Annotated in this window: 24 protein-coding genes; 18 read left to right on the top strand and 6 right to left on the bottom strand. The window is 57.2% G+C overall.

Annotated elements, in window-relative coordinates:
- Positions 1-57 precede the first annotated feature (57 nt).
- Together FHN83_RS10170 and rsmD are read right to left on the bottom strand one after the other, a co-directional pair.
- Positions 58-339: a DUF1145 family protein gene (locus tag FHN83_RS10170; RefSeq protein WP_039032502.1), complete on the bottom strand. Its 282-nt coding sequence runs from the start codon at positions 337-339 to the stop codon at positions 58-60.
- A complete protein-coding gene (rsmD, locus tag FHN83_RS10165; RefSeq protein ID WP_138370734.1) occupies positions 323-925 on the bottom strand; it encodes a 16S rRNA (guanine(966)-N(2))-methyltransferase in 603 nt (200 codons plus the stop codon). Before rsmD ends, FHN83_RS10170 begins: the two co-directional genes overlap by 17 nt.
- Positions 926-1,062: 137 nt before the next feature.
- Here rsmD and ftsY point away from each other — a divergent pair, with 137 nt between their 5' ends.
- The 5 genes from ftsY (at position 1,063) to FHN83_RS10140 (ending at position 6,796) form a co-directional block, all read left to right on the top strand.
- The gene (gene ftsY / locus FHN83_RS10160; protein WP_139563768.1) at positions 1,063-2,565 is read left to right on the top strand and encodes a signal recognition particle-docking protein FtsY; all 1,503 of its coding nucleotides are present in this window, start codon (positions 1,063-1,065) and stop codon (positions 2,563-2,565) included.
- A gap of 2 nt (positions 2,566-2,567) precedes the next feature.
- Positions 2,568-3,233, top strand: coding sequence for a cell division ATP-binding protein FtsE (gene ftsE / locus FHN83_RS10155; RefSeq protein WP_039032505.1), 666 nt, complete (start codon positions 2,568-2,570; stop codon positions 3,231-3,233).
- Complete coding sequence (ftsX, locus tag FHN83_RS10150) at positions 3,226-4,284, top strand: permease-like cell division protein FtsX (RefSeq protein ID WP_138370736.1); 1,059 nt, start codon at positions 3,226-3,228, stop codon at positions 4,282-4,284. Before ftsE ends, ftsX begins: the two co-directional genes overlap by 8 nt.
- Before the next feature lie 255 nt (positions 4,285-4,539).
- A complete protein-coding gene (gene rpoH / locus FHN83_RS10145) occupies positions 4,540-5,397 on the top strand; it encodes an RNA polymerase sigma factor RpoH (protein ID WP_032614938.1) in 858 nt (285 codons plus the stop codon).
- A 298-nt stretch (positions 5,398-5,695) separates the two neighbouring features.
- Positions 5,696-6,796: a branched-chain amino acid ABC transporter substrate-binding protein gene (locus FHN83_RS10140; protein WP_082019626.1), complete on the top strand. Its 1,101-nt coding sequence runs from the start codon at positions 5,696-5,698 to the stop codon at positions 6,794-6,796.
- Positions 6,797-6,969: 173 nt separating this feature from the next.
- Here the strand turns inward: FHN83_RS10140 and panM are convergent, their stop codons facing one another.
- A complete protein-coding gene (gene panM / locus FHN83_RS10135; protein WP_039032508.1) occupies positions 6,970-7,353 on the bottom strand; it encodes an aspartate 1-decarboxylase autocleavage activator PanM in 384 nt (127 codons plus the stop codon).
- A 424-nt stretch (positions 7,354-7,777) separates the two neighbouring features.
- Here panM and livK point away from each other — a divergent pair, with 424 nt between their 5' ends.
- The 10 genes from livK (at position 7,778) to ugpQ (ending at position 17,828) form a co-directional block, all read left to right on the top strand.
- Complete coding sequence (gene livK / locus FHN83_RS10125; protein WP_039032509.1) at positions 7,778-8,887, top strand: high-affinity branched-chain amino acid ABC transporter substrate-binding protein LivK; 1,110 nt, start codon at positions 7,778-7,780, stop codon at positions 8,885-8,887.
- 50 nt (positions 8,888-8,937) lie between these two features.
- Positions 8,938-9,864 (top strand): high-affinity branched-chain amino acid ABC transporter permease LivH, encoded by a 927-nt coding sequence (gene livH, locus FHN83_RS10120; RefSeq protein ID WP_039032510.1) that lies wholly within the window; start codon positions 8,938-8,940, stop codon positions 9,862-9,864.
- Complete coding sequence (locus FHN83_RS10115; protein ID WP_039032511.1) at positions 9,861-11,138, top strand: high-affinity branched-chain amino acid ABC transporter permease LivM; 1,278 nt, start codon at positions 9,861-9,863, stop codon at positions 11,136-11,138. Before livH ends, FHN83_RS10115 begins: the two co-directional genes overlap by 4 nt.
- Positions 11,135-11,902 carry a high-affinity branched-chain amino acid ABC transporter ATP-binding protein LivG gene (gene livG / locus FHN83_RS10110; RefSeq protein ID WP_039032512.1) on the top strand — a complete coding sequence of 256 codons (768 nt, stop codon included), beginning with the start codon at positions 11,135-11,137 and terminating at the stop codon, positions 11,900-11,902. Before FHN83_RS10115 ends, livG begins: the two co-directional genes overlap by 4 nt.
- Position 11,903: 1 nt before the next feature.
- Positions 11,904-12,617 carry a high-affinity branched-chain amino acid ABC transporter ATP-binding protein LivF gene (livF, locus tag FHN83_RS10105; RefSeq protein WP_039032513.1) on the top strand — a complete coding sequence of 238 codons (714 nt, stop codon included), beginning with the start codon at positions 11,904-11,906 and terminating at the stop codon, positions 12,615-12,617.
- Between the two features lie 243 nt (positions 12,618-12,860).
- Positions 12,861-14,177, top strand: coding sequence for a sn-glycerol-3-phosphate ABC transporter substrate-binding protein UgpB (gene ugpB, locus FHN83_RS10100; protein ID WP_039032514.1), 1,317 nt, complete (start codon positions 12,861-12,863; stop codon positions 14,175-14,177).
- A gap of 112 nt (positions 14,178-14,289) precedes the next feature.
- Entirely contained in the window at positions 14,290-15,177 is an 888-nt protein-coding gene (gene ugpA / locus FHN83_RS10095) for a sn-glycerol-3-phosphate ABC transporter permease UgpA (RefSeq protein ID WP_039032515.1), read from the top strand.
- The gene (ugpE, locus tag FHN83_RS10090) at positions 15,174-16,019 is read left to right on the top strand and encodes a sn-glycerol-3-phosphate ABC transporter permease UgpE (RefSeq protein ID WP_139563767.1); all 846 of its coding nucleotides are present in this window, start codon (positions 15,174-15,176) and stop codon (positions 16,017-16,019) included. Before ugpA ends, ugpE begins: the two co-directional genes overlap by 4 nt.
- Position 16,020: 1 nt before the next feature.
- A complete protein-coding gene (locus FHN83_RS10085) occupies positions 16,021-17,091 on the top strand; it encodes a sn-glycerol-3-phosphate import ATP-binding protein UgpC (RefSeq protein ID WP_039032517.1) in 1,071 nt (356 codons plus the stop codon).
- Complete coding sequence (gene ugpQ / locus FHN83_RS10080) at positions 17,088-17,828, top strand: glycerophosphodiester phosphodiesterase (protein ID WP_139563766.1); 741 nt, start codon at positions 17,088-17,090, stop codon at positions 17,826-17,828. The genes FHN83_RS10085 and ugpQ overlap by 4 nt, the downstream gene beginning before the upstream one ends.
- Here ugpQ and FHN83_RS10075 read toward each other — a convergent pair.
- Positions 17,825-18,205, bottom strand: coding sequence for a DUF2756 family protein (locus tag FHN83_RS10075; protein WP_139563765.1), 381 nt, complete (start codon positions 18,203-18,205; stop codon positions 17,825-17,827). The two genes, ugpQ and FHN83_RS10075, sit on opposite strands and share 4 nt — an antisense overlap.
- Positions 18,206-18,330: 125 nt before the next feature.
- Here FHN83_RS10075 and ggt point away from each other — a divergent pair, with 125 nt between their 5' ends.
- The gene (gene ggt / locus FHN83_RS10070) at positions 18,331-20,073 is read left to right on the top strand and encodes a gamma-glutamyltransferase (protein ID WP_139563764.1); all 1,743 of its coding nucleotides are present in this window, start codon (positions 18,331-18,333) and stop codon (positions 20,071-20,073) included.
- Positions 20,074-20,161: 88 nt separating this feature from the next.
- Here the strand turns inward: ggt and yhhY are convergent, their stop codons facing one another.
- The gene (gene yhhY, locus FHN83_RS10065) at positions 20,162-20,650 is read right to left on the bottom strand and encodes an N-acetyltransferase (RefSeq protein ID WP_139563763.1); all 489 of its coding nucleotides are present in this window, start codon (positions 20,648-20,650) and stop codon (positions 20,162-20,164) included.
- A 217-nt stretch (positions 20,651-20,867) separates the two neighbouring features.
- Positions 20,868-21,515: a bactofilin family protein gene (locus tag FHN83_RS10060; protein ID WP_139563762.1), complete on the bottom strand. Its 648-nt coding sequence runs from the start codon at positions 21,513-21,515 to the stop codon at positions 20,868-20,870.
- A gap of 173 nt (positions 21,516-21,688) precedes the next feature.
- Here FHN83_RS10060 and FHN83_RS10055 point away from each other — a divergent pair, with 173 nt between their 5' ends.
- Positions 21,689-22,726: an oxidoreductase gene (locus FHN83_RS10055; protein ID WP_139563761.1), complete on the top strand. Its 1,038-nt coding sequence runs from the start codon at positions 21,689-21,691 to the stop codon at positions 22,724-22,726.
- Positions 22,727-22,849: 123 nt separating this feature from the next.
- Positions 22,850-23,545 (top strand): pirin family protein, encoded by a 696-nt coding sequence (locus FHN83_RS10050; RefSeq protein WP_039032523.1) that lies wholly within the window; start codon positions 22,850-22,852, stop codon positions 23,543-23,545.
- Positions 23,546-23,601 lie beyond the last annotated feature (56 nt).

The raw sequence follows: 23,601 nt of genomic DNA, 5'->3' as shown, positions 1-23,601 counted from the left end.
TGTGCGGCGAACCCGTAGGCCCGGTAAGCGAAGCGCCACCGGGCAACAGCGCGCACGTTACTTCTTCGCCTGCGCCTTAAACTTATTCATCCATACCAGCAGCTCAAACACGCCAAAAACAAAGACCCGGAACTGCTGCCAGCCGGTCATTTTCGGGCCATCTTTCGGCATCCCGTTTTTCAGCATCACCATCTGCAGGGCGTGCATGAATGAGGTAAAAATCAACGCCACGTTGACGAAAATGTTCATTGGGCGCGGGAACGGGTGGACGAGGTTGAGCAGTAAAAATGCCCAGACCCCAATCATCAGCAAACGACCCAGATTAATCAGTACCGGCATCAGTCTCTCCTTGTGATTGTCGGTGATAAAGACGATAGGCGACCTGTCCGGCCACTTTTTCCCGGTGCAGATCCCAGTGGGCAGGCACCGGCGGTAAACCGTTTTCTACCTCGCTCTCGACGTAGATTAGCGCATCATTCGCCAGCCAGCCGTTGTTTTCCAGCAGCGTTAACGTCTCTTCCAGCAGCCCTTTACGAAACGGCGGATCGACAAACACCACATCGTGCGGCGTGCCCGCCTGGGCCAGAAACGCGAGGGAGTTGGTGTTAACGACGCGGGCGTGCGCCGCTTTTAACGTAACGAGGTTTTGCTGCAGCTGCTGGGCGACGCTGCGATCCATCTCCAGCAGCGTGGCGCTGGCGGCGTAGCGCGACAGGGCTTCGATGCCGAGCGCGCCGCTTCCGGCGAAGCAGTCCAGGCAGCGGGCATCTACCATTGAAGGTGCCAGCCAGTTAAACAGCGTCTCGCGGACGCGGTCGGTGGTCGGGCGCAGGCCGGGGCTGTCCGGTACGGGAAGTTTACGGCCTCGCCACTGGCCGCCGATAATGCGGATCTGGCCAGCGGCGGCACGGTTGGGTTTCTTCATATTGTTGCTCAGGTCACTCGTACGGCCTGCGCTTGCAGGCGGTGATGTGCGTTAAGTTAAGTGATAAACTATTTCATCATTTTTTTAGCTTCCATGTATATAGCGCCAGTAATTAACCGCGAGGGGTGTAGTCGCAGATGGCAAAAGAGAAAAAACGTGGCTTCTTTTCCTGGCTGGGATTTGGTCAAAAAGAGCAGGAAACCGAGCAGCAGAACGAAGAACAACAGGTCGCAGAGCAGCCGGCGGTTGTTGAACAGCCGCAGCCTGAAACCCCTGTTGAAACCGTCGCTGACGTAGAAGCAGAAGAACACGCCCACAGCCAGCAAGAGACTGAAGCCTTTGCTGAAGAGGTGGTTGAGGTTACTGAGCAGGTTCAGGAGAGCGAAAAACCGCAGCCGGTCGAGCCGGAGCCTGTCGCCGTAGAACCAGAACCTGTCGCCATTGTGCCGGAACCGGTTGTCGAGCCCGAGCCTGAAGCCGAGCCGGTGCAGGCGGTTGAGCATGAAGAGCTGCCGCTGCCGGAAGAGATCGCCGAACAGATTGAAGAAGTCATTCCGGAAGAGTATCTGCCAGAGTCTGAAGAAGAGGTAATCAGCGACGAAGAGCTGGAAGCTCAGGCGCTGGCGGCCGAGGCGGCAGAAGAGGCGGTGATCGTTGTTCCGGTCGCTGAAGAAGACGAGCCGGTCGAAGAGATTGTTCAGGAGCAGGAAAAACCGACTAAAGAAGGGTTCTTCGCCCGCCTGAAACGCAGCCTGATCAAGACCAAAGAGAACCTCGGTTCCGGATTTATCAGCCTGTTCCGCGGCAAGAAAATCGACGATGATCTCTTTGAAGAGCTGGAAGAACAGCTCCTGATTGCCGACGTTGGTGTGGAAACTACCCGCAAAATCATCAGCAGCCTGACCGAGAGCGCCAGCCGTAAGCAGCTGCGCGACGCCGAAGCGCTGTACGGACTGCTGAAAGAAGAGATGGGCGAAATCCTCGCAAAAGTTGACGAACCGCTTAATATTGAAGGCAAAATGCCTTTTGTTATTCTGATGGTCGGCGTTAACGGCGTGGGTAAAACCACCACCATCGGCAAGCTGGCGCGTCAGTTTGAGCAGCAGGGCAAATCGGTGATGCTGGCCGCGGGGGATACCTTCCGTGCTGCCGCCGTTGAGCAGCTGCAGGTGTGGGGCCAGCGCAACAATATTCCGGTGATTGCCCAGCACACTGGCGCAGACTCCGCATCGGTAATTTTTGACGCCATTCAGGCGGCGAAAGCGCGTAATGTGGATGTCCTGATTGCCGATACCGCAGGGCGTTTGCAGAATAAATCGCACCTGATGGAAGAACTGAAGAAGATCGTCCGCGTCATGAAGAAGCTGGACGAAGATGCACCGCATGAAATTATGCTGACTATTGATGCCAGCACCGGGCAGAACGCCATCAGCCAGGCGAAGCTGTTCCATGAAGCGGTAGGGCTGACCGGGATCACGCTGACCAAGCTGGATGGCACCGCGAAAGGCGGGGTGATCTTCTCGGTGGCGGACCAGTTTGGTATTCCTATCCGTTACATCGGTGTTGGCGAACGTATCGAGGATTTACGTCCGTTTAAATCGGGCGACTTTATTGAGGCACTTTTTGCCCGAGAGGATTAACAATGATTCGCTTTGAACACGTCAGCAAGGCCTATCTCGGTGGGAGACAAGCGCTGCAGGGGGTTAATTTCCACCTGCAGCCGGGCGAGATGGCATTTCTGACCGGCCACTCCGGCGCGGGGAAAAGTACCCTGCTCAAGCTTATCTGCGGGATCGAACGGCCCAGCGCCGGGAAAATCTGGTTCAGCGGCCATGACATCAGCCGCCTGAAAAACCGCGAAGTGCCGTTCCTGCGTCGGCAGATCGGCATGATTTTTCAGGATCACCATCTGCTGATGGACCGCACGGTATTCGACAACGTGGCGATCCCGCTGATTATCGCGGGCGCAAGCGGGGATGATATTCGTCGTCGCGTGTCGGCGGCGCTGGATAAGGTCGGGCTGCTGGACAAAGCGAAGAACTTCCCTATCCAGCTCTCCGGCGGTGAACAGCAGCGCGTCGGCATTGCCCGTGCGGTGGTGAACAAACCGGCGGTGCTGCTGGCGGATGAACCGACCGGTAACCTGGACGACGCCCTTTCCGAAGGGATCCTGCGTCTGTTTGAGGAGTTTAACCGCGTGGGAGTGACAGTACTGATGGCGACGCACGACATGGGGCTTATCTCCCGTCGTTCGTACCGCATGCTGACGCTCAGCGACGGGCATTTGCACGGAGGCCTCGGTGAATAAGCGTGACGCAATGAACCAGATGCGGCAGTTTGGTAGCAAACTCGACCGTTTTCGTAAATCGGCAGGCGGCCCGGGTGACGGCAACCGCAACGTGCCGAAGCGCAGCAAATCCTCGCCAAAACCCAACTCGCGCAAGACGAACGTCTTTAACGAGCAGGTGCGTTACGCCTTCCAGGGCGCGCTGCAGGATCTGAAAAGCAAACCCTTCGCTACCTTCCTGACGGTGATGGTTATCGCCATCTCCCTGACCCTGCCCAGCGTCTGCTACATGGTTTACAAAAACGTCAATGAGGCGGCATCGCAGTACTATCCTTCCCCGCAGATCACCGTCTATCTCGATAAATCCCTCGACGATAACGCCGCTGCGCAGGTCGTAGGGCAGCTGCAGGCCGAGCAGGGCGTCGAGAAGGTGAACTACCTGTCGCGGGAAGACGCGCTGGGTGAGTTCCGTAACTGGTCCGGGTTTGGCGGCGCGCTGGATATGCTGGAAGAGAACCCGCTGCCGGCGGTGGCGGTGGTGATCCCGAAACTGGATTTCCAGGGCACCGAGTCGCTGAATACTCTGCGCGATCGCGTTTCCCGTATTCATGGTATTGATGAAGTGCGGATGGACGACAGCTGGTTCGCCCGCCTCACGGCGTTAACCGGTCTGGTCGGACGCGTGGCGGCGATGATCGGCGTGCTGATGGTGGCGGCGGTGTTCCTGGTGATCGGTAACAGCGTGCGTCTGAGCATCTTCGCCCGTCGCGACACCATCAACGTGCAGAAGCTGATTGGCGCCACCGATGGTTTCATCCTGCGTCCGTTCCTTTATGGCGGCGCACTGCTCGGTTTTGTCGGCGCATTTCTTTCACTGATTTTGTCAGAAATTTTGGTGATGCGTCTTTCCGCTGCGGTGACCGATGTGGCGCAGGTTTTCGGAACCAAGTTTAATATCAGTGGCTTATCCTTCGATGAGTGCCTGTTACTGCTGCTGGTTTGCTCGATGATTGGCTGGATAGCCGCCTGGTTAGCAACTGTGCAACATTTACGTCACTTTACCCCTGACTAAAAAATCTCTGGTATAATCTTTCCCTGCATTGAGAATCACCGTGCAGGGAAAGAGTCCCCCTGTTGTCTCTGACCCGCATTATCATCCCCGTGTCACAATTTGTGCGTAATTTATTCACAGTTACACACGGAACTTGTGGATAAAATCACTGTCTGATAAAAGAGTGAATGATATTCTCGTTGCTCATTAATTCTGGCATGTTCGTTGCCTGATGGGGACAAACCGCCGCCAGAAAGAATAGATTGAGAGGAATGAATGACCAAAGAAATGCAAACTTTAGCTTTAGCCCCTGTTGGTAACCTGGAATCTTACATCCGGGCCGCTAACACCTGGCCGATGTTGACGGCTGAGGAAGAAAAGGAGCTTGCTGAAAAGCTGCATTACCAGGGCGATCTGGAAGCAGCTAAGACGCTGATCCTGTCTCACCTGCGCTTTGTTGTTCACGTTGCTCGTAACTACGCGGGCTACGGCCTGCCGCAGGCAGACCTGATCCAGGAAGGTAACATCGGCCTGATGAAGGCGGTGCGTCGCTTTAACCCGGAAGTGGGTGTGCGTCTGGTCTCCTTTGCTGTGCACTGGATCAAAGCGGAAATCCACGAATACGTGCTGCGTAACTGGCGTATCGTGAAGGTCGCGACCACCAAAGCACAGCGTAAGCTGTTCTTTAACCTGCGTAAAACCAAGCAGCGTCTGGGCTGGTTCAACCAGGATGAAGTTGAAATGGTTGCCCGCGAGCTGGGTGTTTCCAGCAAAGACGTGCGTGAAATGGAATCGCGGATGGCCGCGCAGGACATGACCTTTGATATGTCCTCCGACGACGATGCCTCCGACAGCCAGCCGATGGCCCCGGTCCTGTATCTGCAGGATAAATCGTCCAACTTTGCTGACGGCATTGAAGACGACAACTGGGAAGAGCAGGCCGCTAACAAGCTGACCTATGCAATGGAAGGCCTCGACGAGCGTAGTCAGGATATTATCCGTGCCCGCTGGCTGGACGAAGACAACAAGTCCACCCTGCAGGAGCTGGCCGACCGCTACGGCGTCTCCGCTGAACGTGTACGTCAGCTGGAAAAGAACGCCATGAAAAAACTTCGCGCCGCTATCGAAGCCTAATCCTCGCGAAGTGCCCCGATAACCCTCGAATGCAAATTCGGGGGTTTTGTTTTTTTAGCCCCTCTCCTGGCGAATTCTCCCTCCTTCGCAAACACTTATCGCAGCGTTGTGTGCTGACTCGTTAAAGCCTCGCTTACCTTATATACATTTCAAAATAGCTATTCCAAATAGATAAAAATGGGGTATGTTTTAGCAGAGTATGCTGAAAAGGCGCGCACGGCAGACACATAATCGAAATAAAGCGCCATAAAACAACATCACAACAAACACAATAACCATCACAATGGGGATTCTCAGGATGAATATGAAGGGTAAAGCCTTACTGGCAGGATGTATCGCGCTGGCATTCAGCACTATGGCTCAGGCGGATATCAAAGTGGCCGTGGTTGGCGCCATGTCCGGTCCGGTAGCGCAGTACGGCGACCAGGAATTTACTGGTGCAGAGCAGGCGGTTGCCGACATTAATGCCAAGGGCGGAATCAAAGGCGAAAAGCTGCAGATCGTAAAATATGATGATGCCTGTGACCCGAAACAAGCGGTTGCGGTTGCCAACAAAGTGGTGAATGACGGCATCAAATATGTTATCGGCCACCTGTGCTCCTCTTCCACACAGCCAGCGTCTGACATCTACGAAGACGAAGGCATTCTGATGATCACCCCTGCCGCCACCGCGCCGGAGCTGACTTCCCGTGGCTATAAGATGGTGATGCGTACCACCGGTCTGGACTCCGACCAGGGCCCAACTGCGGCGAAATACATCGTCGATAAAGTGAAGCCGAAGCGTATCGCAATCGTTCATGACAAACAGCAGTACGGTGAAGGCCTGGCGCGTTCCGTGCAGGACAACCTGAAAAAATCTAACGCCAACGTGGTGTTCTTCGACGGTATCACCGCCGGTGAGAAAGACTTCTCTACCCTGGTGGCGCGCCTGAAGAAAGAGAACATCGATTTCGTTTACTACGGTGGCTACCATCCGGAGATGGGCCAGATCCTGCGTCAGTCTCGTGCGGCCGGTCTGAAAACCCAGTTCATGGGTCCGGAAGGCGTTGCGAACGTCTCCCTGTCTAACATCGCCGGTGAATCTGCTGAAGGTCTGCTGGTGACCAAGCCGAAGAACTACGACCAGGTTCCTGCGAACAAACCTATCGTAGATGCCATCAAGGCGAAGAAACAGGATCCAAGCGGTGCTTTCGTATGGACCACCTACGCTGCGCTGCAAACCCTGCAGGCGGGCCTGAATCAGTCAGCTGAACCGGCTGAAATCGCCACCTGGCTGAAAGCGAACTCCGTTGAAACCGTAATGGGGCCGCTGTCCTGGGATGAGAAGGGTGACCTGAAAGGCTTCGAGTTTGGTGTATTCGACTGGCATGCTAACGGTACAGCGACCGACGCCAAATAATTTTCCCGTCGCCTTTCGCGCCGCAGGTGCGTTGGCTGCGTTATTCAACCCCGGTCACTTACTTATGTAAGCTCCCGGGGATTTCATAACTTGCCGCCTTCCTGCAACACGAAATTCTTGGGAAAATGCTGCGGAGCATGTAGGCCGGGTAAGCGTAGCGCCACCCGGCTTTTTTAACGCTTCTCCCAACCATTACTTTGCGCCGTGAACCCCAGCGCCTGCATAAAGGCCGCCATCACGCCCCTGTCTTCCACGCCGACGTCCGCCATCCACCACGAGGCCACGCTCGGGTTGTCGCGAATCACTTCCTCAATCAAATATTGCCCCACGCCGCGACGGCGGGTGACTTCGCGCACGCGCAGGGAATCCAGCGCCCCTTGCGTCCCGCTCAGCGTTACCCGCACCGCGCCTAACAGCCGCTCGTTAAAGCGCGCAGCATAAATACGGTGGGTGTCGTCAACGTTGAGGGAGGAGGGGGAATATTCCGGCCAGATCTTGTTGAGGTCGATATGATCCTGGTCGCTAAAGTTCTCCAGACGGTGGATGGTCAGTTTCATTAGCCGCTTGTCCAAATCAAAAAGAGTGCAGGCAGTGTACTCAATTTATTCTGTCAGACGCTTCCACTTTTTAAACCCATTACCTAGCTGATTACTTTTTTAGCGTTGCGTTGCGTAGTTTTAAAACGCAGGGATCGAAAAATAAGCAGAATTTTAACCTAAAAGGCAGCGTTTTATTCGGCGCAATGTACCGTTATTTTATGCTGCAATTCGTACTTTTATTTGTTTATCTCTGCCTGATTTCAGAATATTATCTTTGCTTAATCGCCTGAAATATAGAGATTTTAGTCTGATTTTTGTGAAAAAACTGCGCTAAACCATTAAAGGCAATAGCAAAAGTTGCGTTGTTTATTAAAAGTACAGAATGCTTTTTAACCATAATAAAACAAAATATATACATCACGTCACGAATGGGGATTCACCGATGAAAAGGAACGCGAAAGCATTACTCGCGGGAATGGTTGCACTGGCAGTTTCACAGGCGGCCATGGCGGAAGATATTAAAGTTGCCGTAGTAGGTGCGTTGTCCGGCCCTGTTGCCCAATGGGGTGATATGGAGTTCAATGGCGCGCGCCAGGCAATTAAAGACATCAACGCCAAAGGCGGCATCAAAGGCGACAAACTGGTTGCCGTGGAATATGACGATGCCTGCGACCCGAAACAGGCCGTTGCCGTTGCTAACAAAATTGTTAACGATGGCATTCAGTATGTGATTGGCCATCTCTGCTCCTCCTCCACCCAGCCAGCGTCCGATATCTACGAGGACGAAGGCATTCTGATGATCACGCCGGGCGCCACTAACCCGGAACTGACCCAGCGCGGCTATCAGTACATCATGCGTACCGCCGGGCTCGACTCGTCTCAGGGGCCGACCGCGGCGAAGTACATCCTCGAAAGCGTTAAGCCGCAGCGTATTGCCATCATTCACGATAAGCAGCAGTACGGCGAAGGGCTGGCCCGCTCCGTCCAGGACGGCCTGAAGAAAGGCGGCGCTAACGTGGTCTTCTTCGACGGCATTACCGCGGGCGAAAAAGACTTCTCCGCGCTGCTGGCGCGACTGCAAAAAGAGAATATTGACTTCGTTTACTACGGCGGCTACTACCCGGAAATGGGGCAGATGCTGCGCCAGGCGCGTTCTATCGGCCTGAAAACCCAGTTTATGGGGCCGGAAGGGGTGGGTAACGCCTCGCTGTCGAACATTGCGGGCGATGCGGGCGAAGGCATGCTGGTGACGATGCCAAAACGCTATGACCAGGATCCGGCGAACAGCGCTATCGTGAACGCGCTGAAAGCCGAGAAGAAAGACGCAAGTGGTCCTTACGTCTGGATCACCTATGCCGCCGTACAGTCTCTGGCCACCGCCATGGATCGTACCGGCAGCAAAGCGCCGCAGGATCTGATTAAAGATTTAAAAGCACACGGGGCAGATACCGTGATTGGGCCGCTGAACTGGGATGAGAAAGGCGATCTGAAGGGATTTGAGTTTGGTGTCTTTAAGTGGCACGCCGACGGGTCATCCTCGGTCGCCAAATAATCATGATCCCACCGCCCGGCAGGTCCGGGCGGGAATAGAAAGGTTACCTTATGTCCGAGCAGTTTCTCTATTTTCTGCAGCAGATGTTTAACGGCGTTACGCTGGGAAGCACCTATGCACTGATCGCCATCGGCTACACGATGGTGTATGGCATTATCGGCATGATCAACTTCGCCCACGGCGAGGTGTATATGATCGGCAGTTATGTCTCCTTTATGATTATCGCCGCACTGATGATGATGGGGATCGACAGCAGCTGGCTGCTGGTGGCCGCCGGATTTGTCGGGGCGATTGTCATTGCCAGCGCCTACGGCTGGAGTATCGAACGGGTGGCCTATCGCCCGGTGCGTAGCTCCAAGCGTCTGATTGCGCTGATCTCCGCGATTGGTATGTCCATCTTCCTGCAGAACTACGTCAGCCTGACCGAAGGGTCCCGCGACGTGGCGCTGCCAAGCCTGTTTAACGGCCAGTGGATTGTAGGTGCCAGCGAGAACTTCTCGGCGTCGATTACCACCATGCAGCTGGTGATCTGGATTGTGACCTTCCTCGCCATGCTGGCGCTGACCCTGTTTATCCGCTACTCCCGTATGGGCCGCGCCTGCCGCGCCTGTGCGGAAGATCTGAAAATGGCGAGCCTGCTCGGCATCAACACCGACCGCGTGATCGCCCTGACCTTCGTGATTGGTGCGGCGATGGCGGCCGTCGCGGGTGTTCTGCTCGGCCAGTTCTACGGCGTGATCAACCCGTACATCGGCTTTATGGCCGGGATGAAAGCCTTCACCGCAGCGGTACTGGGCGGTATCGGCAGCATTCCGGGCGCGATGATCGGCGGCCTGATTCTGGGCGTGGCCGAAGCGCTCTCCTCTGCTTACCTGAGTACCGAATATAAAGATGTGGTGTCATTTGCCCTGCTGATTCTGGTTCTGCTGGTTATGCCTACCGGTATTCTGGGTCGTCCGGAGGTAGAGAAAGTATGAAACCGATGCATTTTGCGATGGCGCTGCTTTCTGCGGCGATGTTCTTCCTGCTGGCGGGCGTCTTTATGGGCGTGCAGCTGCAGCTGAGCGGCACAAAGCTGGTGGTGGATTCCGCCTCTGATATCCGCTGGCAGTGGGTGTTTGTCGGCACCGCGGTGGTCTTCTTCTTCCAGCTGCTGCGTCCGCTGTTCCAGAAGGCGCTGAAAAACGTCTCCGGGCCGAAGTTTGTTCTGCCGGCGATTGACGGCTCGACCGTTAAACAGAAGCTGTTCCTGGTGGCACTGCTGGTGGCTGCCGTGGCGTGGCCGTTCGTGGTCTCGCGCGGGACGGTGGACATCGCCACCCTGACCATGATTTACGTCATTCTGGGCCTCGGCCTGAACGTGGTGGTAGGTCTGTCTGGCCTGCTGGTGCTGGGCTACGGCGGCTTCTACGCCATCGGCGCGTATACTTTTGCCCTGTTGAACCACTATTACGGTCTCGGCTTCTGGACCTGTCTGCCGTTGGCGGGGCTGGTCTCTGCGGCGGCGGGCTTCCTGCTCGGCTTCCCGGTGCTGCGCCTGCGCGGTGACTATCTGGCGATTGTGACCTTAGGCTTCGGCGAAATCGTCCGTATCCTGCTGCTCAACAATACCGAAGTGACCGGCGGCCCGAACGGTATCAGCCAGATCCCAAAACCGACCTTCTTCGGTCTGGAGTTCAGCCGTTCCGCCCGTGAAGGCGGCTGGGATACCTTCAGCAACTTCTTCGGCGTGAAGTACGATCCGTCCGACCGCGTGATCTGGCTCTACCTGGTGGCGCTGCTGCTGGTGGTCATCACCCTGTTCGTGATTAACCGCCTGCTGCGCATGCCGCTGGGACGTGCGTGGGAAGCGCTGCGTGAAGATGAGATCGCCTGTCGCTCTCTGGGCCTGAACCCGACCCGCATCAAGCTGACCGCCTTTACCATCAGCGCCGCGTTTGCCGGTTTTGCCGGAACGCTGTTTGCCGCGCGCCAGGGCTTCGTCAGCCCGGAATCCTTTACCTTTGCGGAATCCGCATTCGTGCTGGCTATCGTGGTGCTCGGCGGGATGGGCTCGCAGTTTGCCGTTATTCTCGCGGCCATCCTGCTGGTGGTCTCCCGTGAGCTGATGCGCGACTTTAACGAGTACAGCATGCTGATGCTCGGTGGTTTGATGGTACTGATGATGATCTGGCGTCCGCAGGGCTTGCTGCCGATGACCCGTCCACAGCTGAAACTGAAAAACGGGCAAGCGAAAGGAGAGCAGGCATGAGTCAGCCATTATTATCCGTTAACGGCCTGATGATGCGTTTTGGCGGCCTGCTGGCGGTCAACAATGTGTCTCTGGATCTGCATCAAAAAGAGATTGTTTCGCTGATCGGCCCGAATGGTGCCGGTAAAACCACGGTCTTTAACTGCCTGACCGGTTTCTACAAACCGACGGGCGGCACCATCATGCTGCGCGACCAGCACCTGGAAGGGCTGCCGGGCCAGCAGATTGCCCGCATGGGCGTGGTGCGTACCTTCCAGCACGTGCGTCTGTTCCGCGAGATGACGGTGATCGAGAACCTGCTGGTGGCGCAACATCAGCAGCTGAAAACCGGGCTCTTCTCCGGCCTGCTGAAAACCCCGGCGTTTCGCCGTGCCCAGGATGAAGCTTTAGATCGCGCCGCCACCTGGCTCGACCGTATCGGCCTGCTGCAGCACGCTAACCGTCAGGCCAGCAACCTGGCCTACGGTGACCAGCGTCGTCTGGAGATTATCCGCTGCATGGTGACTCAGCCGGAGATCCTGATGCTCGACGAACCGGCGGCAGGGCTTAACCCGAAAGAGACCAAAGAGCTGGACGAGCTGATTGTCGAGCTGCGTAACCATCACGACACCACCATCCTGCTGATTGAGCATGATATGAAGCTGGTGATGGGCATTTCGGATCGTATTTACGTGGTGAACCAGGGCACGCCGCTGGCGAACGGGACGCCGGAAGAGATCCGCAACAACCCGGACGTGATCCGCGCTTATCTGGGTGAGGCATAAGATGGAAAAAGCGATGTTATCTTTTGACAAGGTTAATGCCCACTACGGCAAGATCCAGGCGCTGCACGACGTCAGCCTGCACATCAACCAGGGGGAGATCGTCACCCTGATTGGGGCCAACGGCGCGGGGAAAACCACCCTGCTCGGCACCCTGTGCGGCGATCCGCGCGCCACCAGCGGGCGTATCGTTTTTGATGGTAAAGACATCACCGACTGGCAGACCGCCAGAATCATGCGTGAAGCAGTGGCGATTGTCCCGGAAGGGCGTCGCGTCTTCTCCCGCATGACGGTGGAAGAGAACCTGGCGATGGGCGGTTTCTTTGCCGAGCGCGAGCAGTTCCAGACCCGCATCAAGCGCGTGTATGACCTGTTCCCGCGTCTGTTTGAGCGTCGTATTCAGCGAGCGGGCACCATGTCCGGCGGTGAACAGCAGATGCTGGCCATTGGCCGTGCGCTGATGAGCCAGCCGCGCCTGCTGCTGCTCGACGAACCGTCCCTCGGGCTGGCGCCAATCATCATTCAGCAGATCTTCGACACCATCGAGCAGTTGCGTAGCGAAGGGATGACCATCTTCCTCGTGGAGCAGAACGCCAACCAGGCGCTGAAGCTCGCGGATCGCGGCTACGTGCTGGAGAACGGTCGCGTGGTGCTGGAAGACACCGGCGACGCGCTGCTGGCGAACGAAGCGGTGCGGAGTGCGTACCTGGGCGGGTAGGTAAAAGCAAAAAGGCAACGCAAGTTGCCTTTTTTAATGTTTGCACCCTCTCCCTGTGGGAGAGGGCCGGGGTGAGGGCAACCGACCGCACCCAACTTTTTCATATTTCCATCATCCCCCTGACGCCTTGCTGTCATCTCTCTGTAAACAAAAAGTTATTTTTCTGTAATTCGAGCATGTCATGTTACCTCGCGAGCACAAAACGCGTGATATCGCGCATCCGGCACAATAAGAGAGATGACAATGACATCGTTACGACACACAGCTTTGGGTCTGGCAATGGGTCTGGCGTTTGCGACTAACGCAATGGCCGTCACCACTATTCCGTTCTGGCATTCCATGGAAGGGGAGTTGGGTAAAGAAGTTGACTCCCTGGCGCAACGTTTCAACGACAGCCACCCGGACTACAAGATTGTGCCGGTGTATAAAGGCAACTACGAGCAGAGCCTGAGCGCGGGCATTGCCGCATTCCGTACCGGCAACGCCCCTGCGCTGCTGCAGGTTTACGAAGTGGGCACCGCCACCATGATGGCCTCCAAAGCCATCAAGCCGGTCTATGAAGTGTTTAAAGATGCGGGCATCAACTTCGACGAATCCCAGTTCGTGCCGACCGTCTCCGGTTACTACACCGACTCAAAATCCGGCCATCTGCTCTCCCAGCCGTTTAACAGCTCCACCCCGGTGCTGTACTACAACAAAGACGCCTTCAAAAAAGCCGGTTTAGATCCGGAGCAGCCGCCGAAAACCTGGCAGGATCTGGCGGCGTACACCGCCAAACTGAAAGCGGCCGGCATGAAGTGTGGCTACGCGAGCGGCTGGCAGGGCTGGATCCAGATCGAGAACTTCAGCGCCTGGCACGGCAAGCCGGTGGCGACCGAAAACAACGGTTTCAACGGCACCAACGCGGTACTGGAATTCAACAAGCCGGAGCAGGTGAAGCACATCGCCCTGCTGGAAGAACTAAACAAGAAGGGCGATTTCAGCTACTTCGGGCGTAAAGACGAATCCACCGAGAAGTTCTACAGCGGCGACTGCGCCATCACCACCGCCTCATCCGGCTCGCTGGCGGATATTCGCCACTACGCCAAATTCAACTACGGCGTGGGGATGATGCCGTACGACGCTGATTCTGAAGGCGCGCCGCAGAACGCCATCATCGGCGGGGCAAGCCTGTGGGTGATGCAGGGCAAAGACAAGGAGACCTACAAAGGCGTAGCCGAGTTCCTCGACTTCCTGGCGAAACCAGAAAACGCGGCGGAATGGCACCAGAAGACCGGCTACCTGCCGATCACCAAAGCCGCCTATGACCTGACCCGCGAGCAGGGCTTCTACGACAAGAACCCAGGGGCGGATATCGCCACGCGCCAGATGCTGAACAAGCCGCCGTTGCCGTACACCAAAGGCCTGCGCCTGGGCAACATGCCGCAGATCCGTACCATCGTGGATGAAGAGCTGGAGAGCGTATGGACCGGTAAGAAAACCCCACAGCAGGCGCTGGATGCGGCTGTAGAGCGTGGTAACCAGCTGCTGCGCCGCTTTGAGCAGTCGACTAAATCGTAATTAAAACCTGCCCCTCACCCCGGCCCTCTCCCCATAGGGGAGAGGGTGTAATCGTTCCCTCTCCCCTATGGGGAGAGGGTTAGGGTGAGGGGAAACCAACTTGAGCTAACCTATGTCCTCATCCCGTCCGGTGTTTCGTTCCCGTTGGCTGCCGTACCTGCTGGTCGCGCCGCAACTGGTCATCACCGTTATCTTCTTTATCTGGCCTGCGGGCGAAGCGCTGTGGTACTCGGTGCAGAGCGTCGATCCGTTCGGGCTCTCCAGCCAGTTTGTTGGCCTGGATAATTTCGCTGCCCTGTGGCACGACAGCTACTACATCGACGCCTTCTGGACGACGATCAAGTTCAGCACCCTGGTTACCTTCAGCGGCCTGATCGCCTCGCTGTTTTTCGCCGCGCTGGTGGATTACGTGGTGCGCGGCAGCCGTCTCTATCAGACCCTGATGCTGCTGCCCTACGCCGTGGCGCCCGCCGTCGCCGCCGTGCTGTGGATCTTCCTCTTCAACCCCGGGCGCGGGCTGATCACCCATTTTCTCGGTGAATTCGGCTATGACTGGAACCACGCCCAGAACAGCGGCCAGGCGATGTTCCTGGTCGTGTTCGCCTCGGTATGGAAGCAGATCAGCTACAACTTCCTGTTCTTCTTTGCCGCGCTGCAGTCCATCCCGCGCTCGCTGGTGGAAGCCGCCGCGATTGACGGCGCAGGCCCGATCCGCCGCTTCTTTAAACTGGCGCTGCCGCTGATCGCCCCGGTGAGTTTCTTCCTGCTGGTGGTCAACCTGGTCTACGCCTTCTTCGACACCTTCCCGGTGATCGACGCCGCCACCGCAGGCGGCCCGGTGCAGGCGACCACCACGCTTATCTATAAGATCTACCGCGAAGGGTTTGCCGGTCTGGATCTCTCGGCCTCTGCCGCCCAGTCGGTGGTGCTGATGTTCCTTGTCATCATCCTCACGGTGGTGCAGTTCCGCTATGTCGAAAGTAAGGTGCGCTACCAATGATTGAGAACCGTCGCTGGCTGACGATTTTCAGCCACACCATGCTGATTCTGGGGATCGTCGTCATCCTGTTCCCGCTGTACGTGGCCTTTGTTGCCGCCACGCTGGATCGCAACGCCATATTCGAAACCCCGATGACGCTTATCCCCGGCGGCCATCTTTTCGAGAACATGGCAACCATCTGGACCCAGGGCGTCGGCGTTAACAGCGCCCCGTTCTGGCTGATGATGCTCAACAGCTTCATCATGGCGCTGGGCATTACGATCGGCAAAATCACGGTGTCGATGCTCTCGGCTTTCGCCATCGTCTGGTTCCGCTTTCCGCTGCGTAACCTGTTTTTCTGGATGATCTTTATCACCCTGATGCTGCCGGTTGAGGTGCGTATCTTCCCGACGGTGGAGGTGATCGCCAACCTCGGGATGCTGGACAGCTATGCGGGCTTAACCCTGCCGCTGATGGCCTCGGCCACCGCCACCTTCCTGTTCCGCCAGTTCTTTATGACCCTGCCGGACGAACTGATTGAGGCCGCGCGTATCGACGGCGCGTCACCGATGCGCTTCTTCCGCGACATCGTGCTGCCGCTGTCGAGAACCAACCTCGCGGCGCTGTTTGTGATCACCTTTATCTACGGCTGGAACCAGTACCTGTGGCCGCTGCTGATTATCCAGGACGTCAACCTCGGCACCGCCGTGGCGGGCATCAAAGGCATGATCGCCACCGGCGAAGGCACCACCCTCTGGAACCAGGTGATGGCGGCGATGCTGCTCACCCTTATCCCACCCGTAGTCATTGTTTTAGCCATGCAGCGTGCGTTTGTCCGCGGCCTGGTCGATAGCGAGAAATAAGATGGCAGGTTTAAAACTACAGGCAGTTACCAAAAGCTGGGACGGCAAAACCCAGGTCATTCAGCCCCTCACCCTCGACGTGGCGGACGGAGAATTTATCGTGATGGTCGGCCCGTCGGGCTGCGGCAAATCAACCCTGCTGCGGATGGTGGCTGGCCTTGAGCGCGTCACTTCGGGCGATATCTGGATCGACCGCAAGCGCGTCACCGAGATGGAGCCGAAAGACAGGGGCATCGCGATGGTGTTCCAGAACTACGCGCTTTATCCGCACATGAGCGTGGAGGAGAACATGGCCTGGGGGCTGAAAATCCGCGGCATGGGCAAGGGCCACATTGAGGAGCGCGTCAAAGAGGCGGCGCGCATTCTGGAGCTGGACGGCCTGCTGAAGCGCCGCCCGCGCGAGCTCTCCGGCGGCCAGCGTCAGCGCGTGGCGATGGGCCGCGCCATCGTGCGCGACCCGGCGGTATTCCTCTTCGACGAACCGCTCTCGAACCTCGACGCCAAGCTGCGCGTGCAGATGCGTCTTGAGCTGCAGCAGCTGCACCGCCGCCTGAAAACCACCTCCCTGTACGTCACCCACGATCAGGTCGAGGCGATGACCCTCGCCCAGCGGGTGATGGTGATGAACAAAGGTGTCGCCGAGCAGATTGGCACCCCGGTGGAGGTGTACGAAAAGCCTGCCAGCCGCTTTGTGGCGAGCTTTATCGGCAGCCCGGCGATGAACCTGCTGGAGGGGCGCATCAGCGCTGCGGGCACCCATTTTGAAATGGACAGCGGCATGGCGCTGCCCATCAACTGGTTCTATCGCGGCTATGCCGGACGCAAGATGACCCTGGGTATCCGCCCGGAACATATTGCGCTAAGCTCGCAGGCGGAAGGCGGCGTACCGCTGGTGATGGACACCCTGGAGATGCTGGGGGCCGATAACCTGGCGCACGGACGCTGGGGCGAGCAGAAGCTGGTGGTGCGCATGTCGCATCAGGAGCGCCCGAAAGCGGGCAGCACGCTGTGGCTGCACCTGCCGGAAAATCATCTGCACTTATTTGATGGTGAAACAGGACAACGCATATGAGTAACTGGCCTTATCCCCGCATCGTCGCCCACCGGGGCGGCGGTAAACTGGCCCCGGAAAACACGCTGGCGGCCATCGACACCGGCGCACGCTACGGTCACACCATGATCGAGTTCGACGCCAAGCTGTCGAAAGACGGGGAGATCTTCCTCCTGCATGATGACAACCTCGAGCGTACCAGCAACGGCTGGGGCGTGGCGGGGGATCTGCCGTGGCGCGACCTGCTGAAAGTGGATGCCGGAAGCTGGTTCAGCGGCGAATTCACAGGCGAGCCGCTGCCGCTGCTTGCGGAAGTGGCCGATCGCTGTCGCCAGCACGGGATGATGGCCAACATCGAAATTAAACCGACCACCGGCACGGGGCCGTTAACCGGCAAGGTGATTGCGTTAGCGGCCCGGGAGCTGTGGGCAGGCATGACGCCGCCGCTGCTGTCGTCGTTTGAAATGGATGCGCTGGAAGCGGCCCAGGCTGCGGCTCCGGAACTGCCGCGCGGGCTATTGCTGGACGAGTGGCGGGAAGACTGGCGCGAACTGACCACCCGGCTGGGCTGCGTGTCGATTCACCTGAACCATCGTCTGCTGAATGAAGGGCGGGTAGAGGCGCTGAAAGCCGCGGGATTACATATCCTGGTTTATACCGTCAACCAGCCCCAGCGTGCAGCCGAACTGCTGCGCTGGGGTGTGGATTGTATCTGTACCGATGCGATTGCCCTTATTGGCCCGGACTTTCAGCCCTAAGGGTTATTCAGCATCGAGCCATTCTGCGGCTGCGGCAGCATATGTTGCTGCTGCACGCCGCTGGCATCGACCCCACCGCCGCTGAGCATCCCGCCGTTGGTGTTAGGCAGAACCTGCGCCCCCGGCTGGCTCTGCTGAATCCGCTGGGTGTTGTTATTCATCTGGGTTTGCAGATGCTGCTGCTGGACGCGGGTCTGCGTCTGCAGCTGCTGGTTGAGCATCCCTGTCTGCCGCTGCTGCTGGATCATCATCTGATTTTGCATTCGCTGCTGGCTGGGGTTCTGATAGCCCGGCTGGTTGGGGTTATTCAGGGTGTTGATCGGCTGCGCGAACACGGCAAACGGCAGTAACGCCGCAACAAGAATGAGTCGTTTCATGGTCATTCCCTCCTTCTGAGGCCTTACCTAAGTTTACCTCGAATCCGCCATTACGATGATTTTTTAAGAGTTATGAACCAGGATTAAGCGGGAGCCCGAGTCCCATCACCTGGAGAATTATAAAGATGAAACCAACGTTTATACGCTGGGTAGCGATTGCTGCCCTGACGGCAGGCGGTACGTTTTGCGTGGCGGCGAATCCTCCGGCGGCACCGCCGGTATCCTACGGCGTGGAGGAGGATGTGTTCCATCCCGTACGGGCGCAGAAGGGGATGGTTGCCTCGGTAGATGCTCTCGCCACCCAGGTCGGGGTGGATATCCTCAGGCAGGGCGGTAATGCGGTAGATGCGGCGGTGGCGGTGGGTTACGCGCTGGCGGTCACCCACCCGCAGGCTGGTAACCTCGGCGGCGGCGGTTTCATGATGCTGCGCACCAAAGAGGGCGTGACCACGGCCATCGACTTCCGTGAAATGGCCCCGGATCAGGCGACGCGCGACATGTTCCTCGACGAGCAGGGCAACGCCGACAGTAAAAAATCCCTCACCTCCCATCTGGCGACCGGTACGCCGGGCACCGTGGCGGGCTTCTCGCTGGCGCTGGATAAATACGGCACTCTGCCGCTGAACAAGGTGGTGCAGCCGGCCATCAAGCTGGCGCGCGACGGCTTTGAGGTCAACGACGCCCTGGCCGACGATCTGAAAACCTACGGCAGCGAAGTGATCCCCAACCATGAGAACAGCAAAGCGATCTTCTGGAAGGATGGCGAGCCGCTGAAGAAGGGCGACAAGCTGGTGCAGACCAACCTCGCCAAAAGCCTGGAGATGATCGCGGAGAACGGCCCGGATGCCTTCTATAAAGGTCCGATTGCCGACCAGATTGCCGAAGAGATGAGTAAAAATGGCGGGCTGATCACCAAAGCGGATCTGGCCGCCTACAAAGCGGTGGAGCGCACGCCAATCAGCGGCGACTATCGCGGGTATCAGGTCTACTCCATGCCGCCGCCGTCTTCCGGGGGCATCCATATCGTGCAGATCCTCAACATTCTTGAAAACTTCGATATGCACAAATTTGGCTTCGGCAGCGCGGATACGTTGCAGGTGATGGCCGAGGCAGAGAAGTATGCCTATGCCGACCGCTCGGAGTATCTGGGCGACCCGGACTTCGTCAAGGTGCCGTGGCAGGCGCTGACCAACAAAGCCTATGCCAAATCCCTGGCCGATCAGATCGATATCAACAAAGCCAAACCCTCGAGCGAGATCCGCCCCGGCAAGCTGGCGCCGTATGAGAGCAACCAGACCACCCACTTCTCGGTGGTGGATAAAGACGGAAACGCGGTGGCGGTGACCTATACGCTCAACACCACCTTCGGGACCGGGATCGTGGCGGGCAACAGCGGCATTCTGCTGAACAACGAGATGGATGACTTCTCGGCCAAGCCGGGCGTGCCGAACGTTTACGGGCTGGTGGGCGGGGATGCCAACGCCGTCGGGCCGAAGAAGCGTCCGCTGTCGTCGATGTCGCCGACCATCGTGGTGAAAGACGGTAAAACCTGGCTGGTGACCGGCAGCCCGGGCGGGAGCCGCATTATCACCACCGTCCTGCAGATGGTGGTCAACAGCATCGATTTCGGGATGAACGTGGCGGAAGCTACCAACGCGCCGCGCTTCCATCACCAGTGGCTGCCGGATGAGCTGCGGGTGGAGAAGGGCTTCAGCCCGGATACCCTGAAACTGCTGGAGCAGCGCGGGCAGAAAGTGGCGGTGAAAGAGGCGATGGGCAGCACCCAGAGCATTATGGTCGGGCCGGATGGCACGCTGTATGGGGCATCGGATCCGCGTACGCCAGGGGATTTAACGGCGGGGTATTGAGTTATTCCCCTCACCCCGGCCCTCTCCCCATAGGGGAGAGGGTGTTCAAGTTCCCTCTCCCCTATGGGGAGAGGGTTAGGGTGAGGGGCTACTTCACCCGCGCCATATAAAGCGCATCCACAAATTCGCCGTCGCGCAGGGCAAACTTATTCCCGGTGCCTTCCACGACAAAGCCGTATTTGCGGTACAGGGCAACGGCGGACGGATTGTCGGAAAATACCGTCAGCTCAATGCGTTCGATGCGCAGCCAGTTGTCGCACAGGTTGATCATCTCCCGCATTAACGCGCTGCCCACACCGTGGCCCTGCACGTCGGCAGAAACGCCGATGCCAAAGGTTGCCACATGGCTGCGGCGCGGGTTTTCCATCACATCCAGCACCAGATGACCGACTACCTTATCGTCCAGGCAGGCCACCAGTTGGCGTCTGCCTGGCTTTCTCATCACCCGTTCCTGCCACATCTCCATCGAAGGATGAGGAAGTTGTAGTGTGTTGTGATACACCCCTGGATGGGCATTTAGCTGGCGTAAAGCTTCGGCATCGGCGGCTTCAACGTGGCGTATCACTATCTCACTCATTCCTTCGTCCTCAGTTAGTTAGGTTCCTTTCCAACATCCATGAGATTGAAATGTGAGTCAACTAGCATTTTTTGCAAAAAATGAGTGGACAAGTGCGAATGAGAATGATTATTATTGTCCTGCATTCAGGAAGTCCGCGACGGAAACCTGAAAGCACGACATTGCTCACATTGCTTCCAGTATTATTTTAGCCAGCGTTTCGCTGGCTTTTTTTTGCCTAAAGCTTTTGCAACGGTATGAGTTCAGGCGCGTCAGGCACGTTCTCTTTCACCATGCCCACCACGTTATTCTTCTCCACAATAGCGGGTAACACCTCCGCCTGGCCGGAAAACACACCGCCCTTTTTGACCGCCAGCGTCCGGTAGAGCAGGGTGCCCGTGACCTGACCGTTTTCGCAGATCTCAATGGCATCGCCGCTGCACTGGCCGATAACCTTGCCATCGACAATCAGCTCCCGGCAGGTGATGTTTCCCTCCACCTGGCCGCCGCGCATGATTTTTATCAGGCTCTCTTTGGAGTCGATATTGCCGGTCAGCGTACCGTGAACGTAGACGTGTCCGCCTGAGACGATATTGCCTTCAAAGTGCACATCGCTGGCGATAACGGTGGTGCCGTGTTTCTCCACCGCGGTGGGCTCTTTCTCGCTGACCGGGGCCGGTGCGATCATCTCTGGCTTGTCAATTTCGGTGATTTTTTGCTTTTTAAACATAAGGTTGACCTGATTAGATAAGAGGGGAATAGCAAAAGCCATTAGGGTCAATGCCGCGAACAGCCACGTCAGGGAGCGGGCGTTAAAGCACCAGGCGACCAGGGCGAGCAGCCAGAAGAGAAGTGCGCTATTCAACGCGAGATATTTTCTGTCCATAGAAAATGAGCGCGACTCCGTTCGCGAGCAGATTGATTTGACCGCCTCCTTATCCTGATAATTTCGGCCAGGATCAAGGTCCTGGCTGCCATTTTAGGATTCTTTATAGAAATATATTTCAGCGTCATGTTGCGCTATGGTTGAAAGCAGAGACCTTAGCCAGGAACAACACCATGACACTACATTGCGCATTTATTGGATTTGGCAAAAGCACCACCCGCTATCACCTTCCGTATGTTCTTACCCGTAAAGCCAGCTGGCACGTGGCGCACATCTTCCGCCGCCACCCGAAACCGGAAGAGCAGTCCCCGCAGTACTCCCATATTCACTTCACCAGCGATCTCGACGAGGTACTGAACGATCCTGAAGTGAAGCTGGTGATCGTCTGTACTCATGCCGACAGCCATTTTGAGTACGCGAAACGCGCCCTGGAAGCCGGTAAAAACGTGCTGGTGGAAAAGCCGTTCACCCCGACGATGGCCGAAGCAAAAGAGCTCTTCGAGCTGGCCCGCAGCAAAGGGCTGACCGTCAGCCCGTATCAGAACCGCCGCTTCGACACCTGCTTCCTCACCGCGAAACAGGCCATTGAGAGCGGCAAGCTGGGCAACATCGTCGAAGTTGAAAGCCACTTCGATTACTACCGTCCGGTGGCCGAGACCAAACCCGGCCTGCCGCAGGACGGCTCGTTCTACGGCCTCGGCGTGCACACCATGGATCAAATCATCTCCCTGTTCGGTCGCCCGGACCACGTGGCCTATGACATCCGCAGCCTGCGTAACAAAGCTAATCCTGACGATACCTTTGAAGCGCAGCTGTTCTACGGCGACCTGAAGGCAATCGTCAAAACCAGCCATCTGGTGAAAATCGACTACCCGAAATTCATCGTCCACGGCACCAAAGGCTCGTTTATCAAATACGGTATCGACCAGCAGGAGACCAGCCTGAAAGCCAACATCATGCCGGGCGAGCCAGGGTTTGCGGCGGATGATTCCGTGGGCGTGCTGGAGTACGTTAACGACGCGGGCGTGACGGTGAAAGAGGAGATCAAACCGGGCACCGGCGACTACGGTCAGGTCTACGACGCGCTGTTTGAAACCCTCACCAGCGGCGCCCCTAATTACGTCAAGGAAATTGAAGTGATGACCAACCTTGAAATCCTTGAACGGGCCTTTGAACAGGCTTCACCTGCCACAGTAACCCTTGCCAGATAAGCCTGAATGACTCCTCTGTGTTTGTTCAGATATTTTGAACAGAGGAGTCAATTTTCACCCTCTATGATCCCAGGTCGATTGCGTCCACACTTACTCCATCGAAACGAACTGAGGGTAAAAACAATGATCTTCTTACGCAAAGCAAACGACCGCGGTCACGCAAACCATGGCTGGCTGGACTCATGGCACAGCTTCTCGTTCGCCGATTATTACGACCCGAATTTTATGGGTTTCTCGGCACTGCGCGTGATTAACGATGACGTGATCGATGGCGGCCAGGGCTTTGGTACCCACCCGCACAAAGACATGGAAATCCTGACCTACGTGCTGGAAGGGGCGGTTGAGCACCAGGACAGCATGGGTAACAAAGAGCAGGTTCCGGCGGGCGAGTTTCAGATTATGAGCGCGGGTACCGGGGTGCGTCACTCCGAGTACAACCCAAGCAAAACCGACCGTCTGCGTCTGTACCAGATCTGGATCATTCCGGAAGCGAAAGGCATCACCCCGCGCTACGAGCAACGCCGCTTTGACGCGCAGCAGGGTAAACAGCTGGTGCTTTCCCCGGATGCCCGTGACGGCTCGCTGAAAGTGCATCAGGACATGGAGCTCTACCGCTGGGCGCTGGCGAAAGACGAGCAGTCCGTGCACCAGATTGCCGCCAACCGCAAAGTGTGGATCCAGGTGGTGAAAGGCGAAGTGACCATCAACGGCACTAAAGCCACCACCAGCGATGGTCTGGCTATCTGGGATGAGCAGGCGATCTCCGTGCATGCCGACAGCGCTGCTGAAATCCTGCTGTTCGACCTGCCGCCGGTCTAAATCATAAATAATTTCCAGCCTTCTCCTTTCGCAGGGGAAGGTTGGTCTTTGTCCGT

The organism is Leclercia adecarboxylata, from assembly GCF_006171285.1.
In the GTDB taxonomy this organism is placed as follows: domain Bacteria; phylum Pseudomonadota; class Gammaproteobacteria; order Enterobacterales; family Enterobacteriaceae; genus Enterobacter; species Enterobacter barmai.
Note: the sequence above shows the minus strand (reverse complement) of the source record. Positions and strands in the feature narration are given on the sequence as shown.

Excerpts from the sequence above, each read along its gene's own strand:
- FHN83_RS10050 (WP_039032523.1), top strand. The coding sequence starts at position 22,850 with ATGATCTTCTTACGCAAAGCAAACGACCGCGGTCACGCAAACCATGGC.
- FHN83_RS10060 (WP_139563762.1), bottom strand. The coding sequence starts at position 21,515 with ATGGACAGAAAATATCTCGCGTTGAATAGCGCACTTCTCTTCTGGCTG.
- ugpQ (WP_139563766.1), top strand. The coding sequence starts at position 17,088 with ATGAGTAACTGGCCTTATCCCCGCATCGTCGCCCACCGGGGCGGCGGT.
- FHN83_RS10055 (WP_139563761.1), top strand. The coding sequence starts at position 21,689 with ATGACACTACATTGCGCATTTATTGGATTTGGCAAAAGCACCACCCGC.
- FHN83_RS10085 (WP_039032517.1), top strand. The coding sequence starts at position 16,021 with ATGGCAGGTTTAAAACTACAGGCAGTTACCAAAAGCTGGGACGGCAAA.
- panM (WP_039032508.1), bottom strand. The coding sequence starts at position 7,353 with ATGAAACTGACCATCCACCGTCTGGAGAACTTTAGCGACCAGGATCAT.
- rpoH (WP_032614938.1), top strand. The coding sequence starts at position 4,540 with ATGACCAAAGAAATGCAAACTTTAGCTTTAGCCCCTGTTGGTAACCTG.
- rsmD (WP_138370734.1), bottom strand. The coding sequence starts at position 925 with ATGAAGAAACCCAACCGTGCCGCCGCTGGCCAGATCCGCATTATCGGC.
- ggt (WP_139563764.1), top strand. The coding sequence starts at position 18,331 with ATGAAACCAACGTTTATACGCTGGGTAGCGATTGCTGCCCTGACGGCA.
- ugpB (WP_039032514.1), top strand. The coding sequence starts at position 12,861 with ATGACATCGTTACGACACACAGCTTTGGGTCTGGCAATGGGTCTGGCG.
- ftsE (WP_039032505.1), top strand. The coding sequence starts at position 2,568 with ATGATTCGCTTTGAACACGTCAGCAAGGCCTATCTCGGTGGGAGACAA.
- FHN83_RS10170 (WP_039032502.1), bottom strand. The coding sequence starts at position 339 with ATGCCGGTACTGATTAATCTGGGTCGTTTGCTGATGATTGGGGTCTGG.
- ugpA (WP_039032515.1), top strand. The coding sequence starts at position 14,290 with ATGTCCTCATCCCGTCCGGTGTTTCGTTCCCGTTGGCTGCCGTACCTG.
- livK (WP_039032509.1), top strand. The coding sequence starts at position 7,778 with ATGAAAAGGAACGCGAAAGCATTACTCGCGGGAATGGTTGCACTGGCA.
- FHN83_RS10140 (WP_082019626.1), top strand. The coding sequence starts at position 5,696 with ATGAATATGAAGGGTAAAGCCTTACTGGCAGGATGTATCGCGCTGGCA.
- FHN83_RS10075 (WP_139563765.1), bottom strand. The coding sequence starts at position 18,205 with ATGAAACGACTCATTCTTGTTGCGGCGTTACTGCCGTTTGCCGTGTTC.
- ftsY (WP_139563768.1), top strand. The coding sequence starts at position 1,063 with ATGGCAAAAGAGAAAAAACGTGGCTTCTTTTCCTGGCTGGGATTTGGT.
- ugpE (WP_139563767.1), top strand. The coding sequence starts at position 15,174 with ATGATTGAGAACCGTCGCTGGCTGACGATTTTCAGCCACACCATGCTG.
- yhhY (WP_139563763.1), bottom strand. The coding sequence starts at position 20,650 with ATGAGTGAGATAGTGATACGCCACGTTGAAGCCGCCGATGCCGAAGCT.
- livH (WP_039032510.1), top strand. The coding sequence starts at position 8,938 with ATGTCCGAGCAGTTTCTCTATTTTCTGCAGCAGATGTTTAACGGCGTT.
- FHN83_RS10115 (WP_039032511.1), top strand. The coding sequence starts at position 9,861 with ATGAAACCGATGCATTTTGCGATGGCGCTGCTTTCTGCGGCGATGTTC.
- livG (WP_039032512.1), top strand. The coding sequence starts at position 11,135 with ATGAGTCAGCCATTATTATCCGTTAACGGCCTGATGATGCGTTTTGGC.
- livF (WP_039032513.1), top strand. The coding sequence starts at position 11,904 with ATGGAAAAAGCGATGTTATCTTTTGACAAGGTTAATGCCCACTACGGC.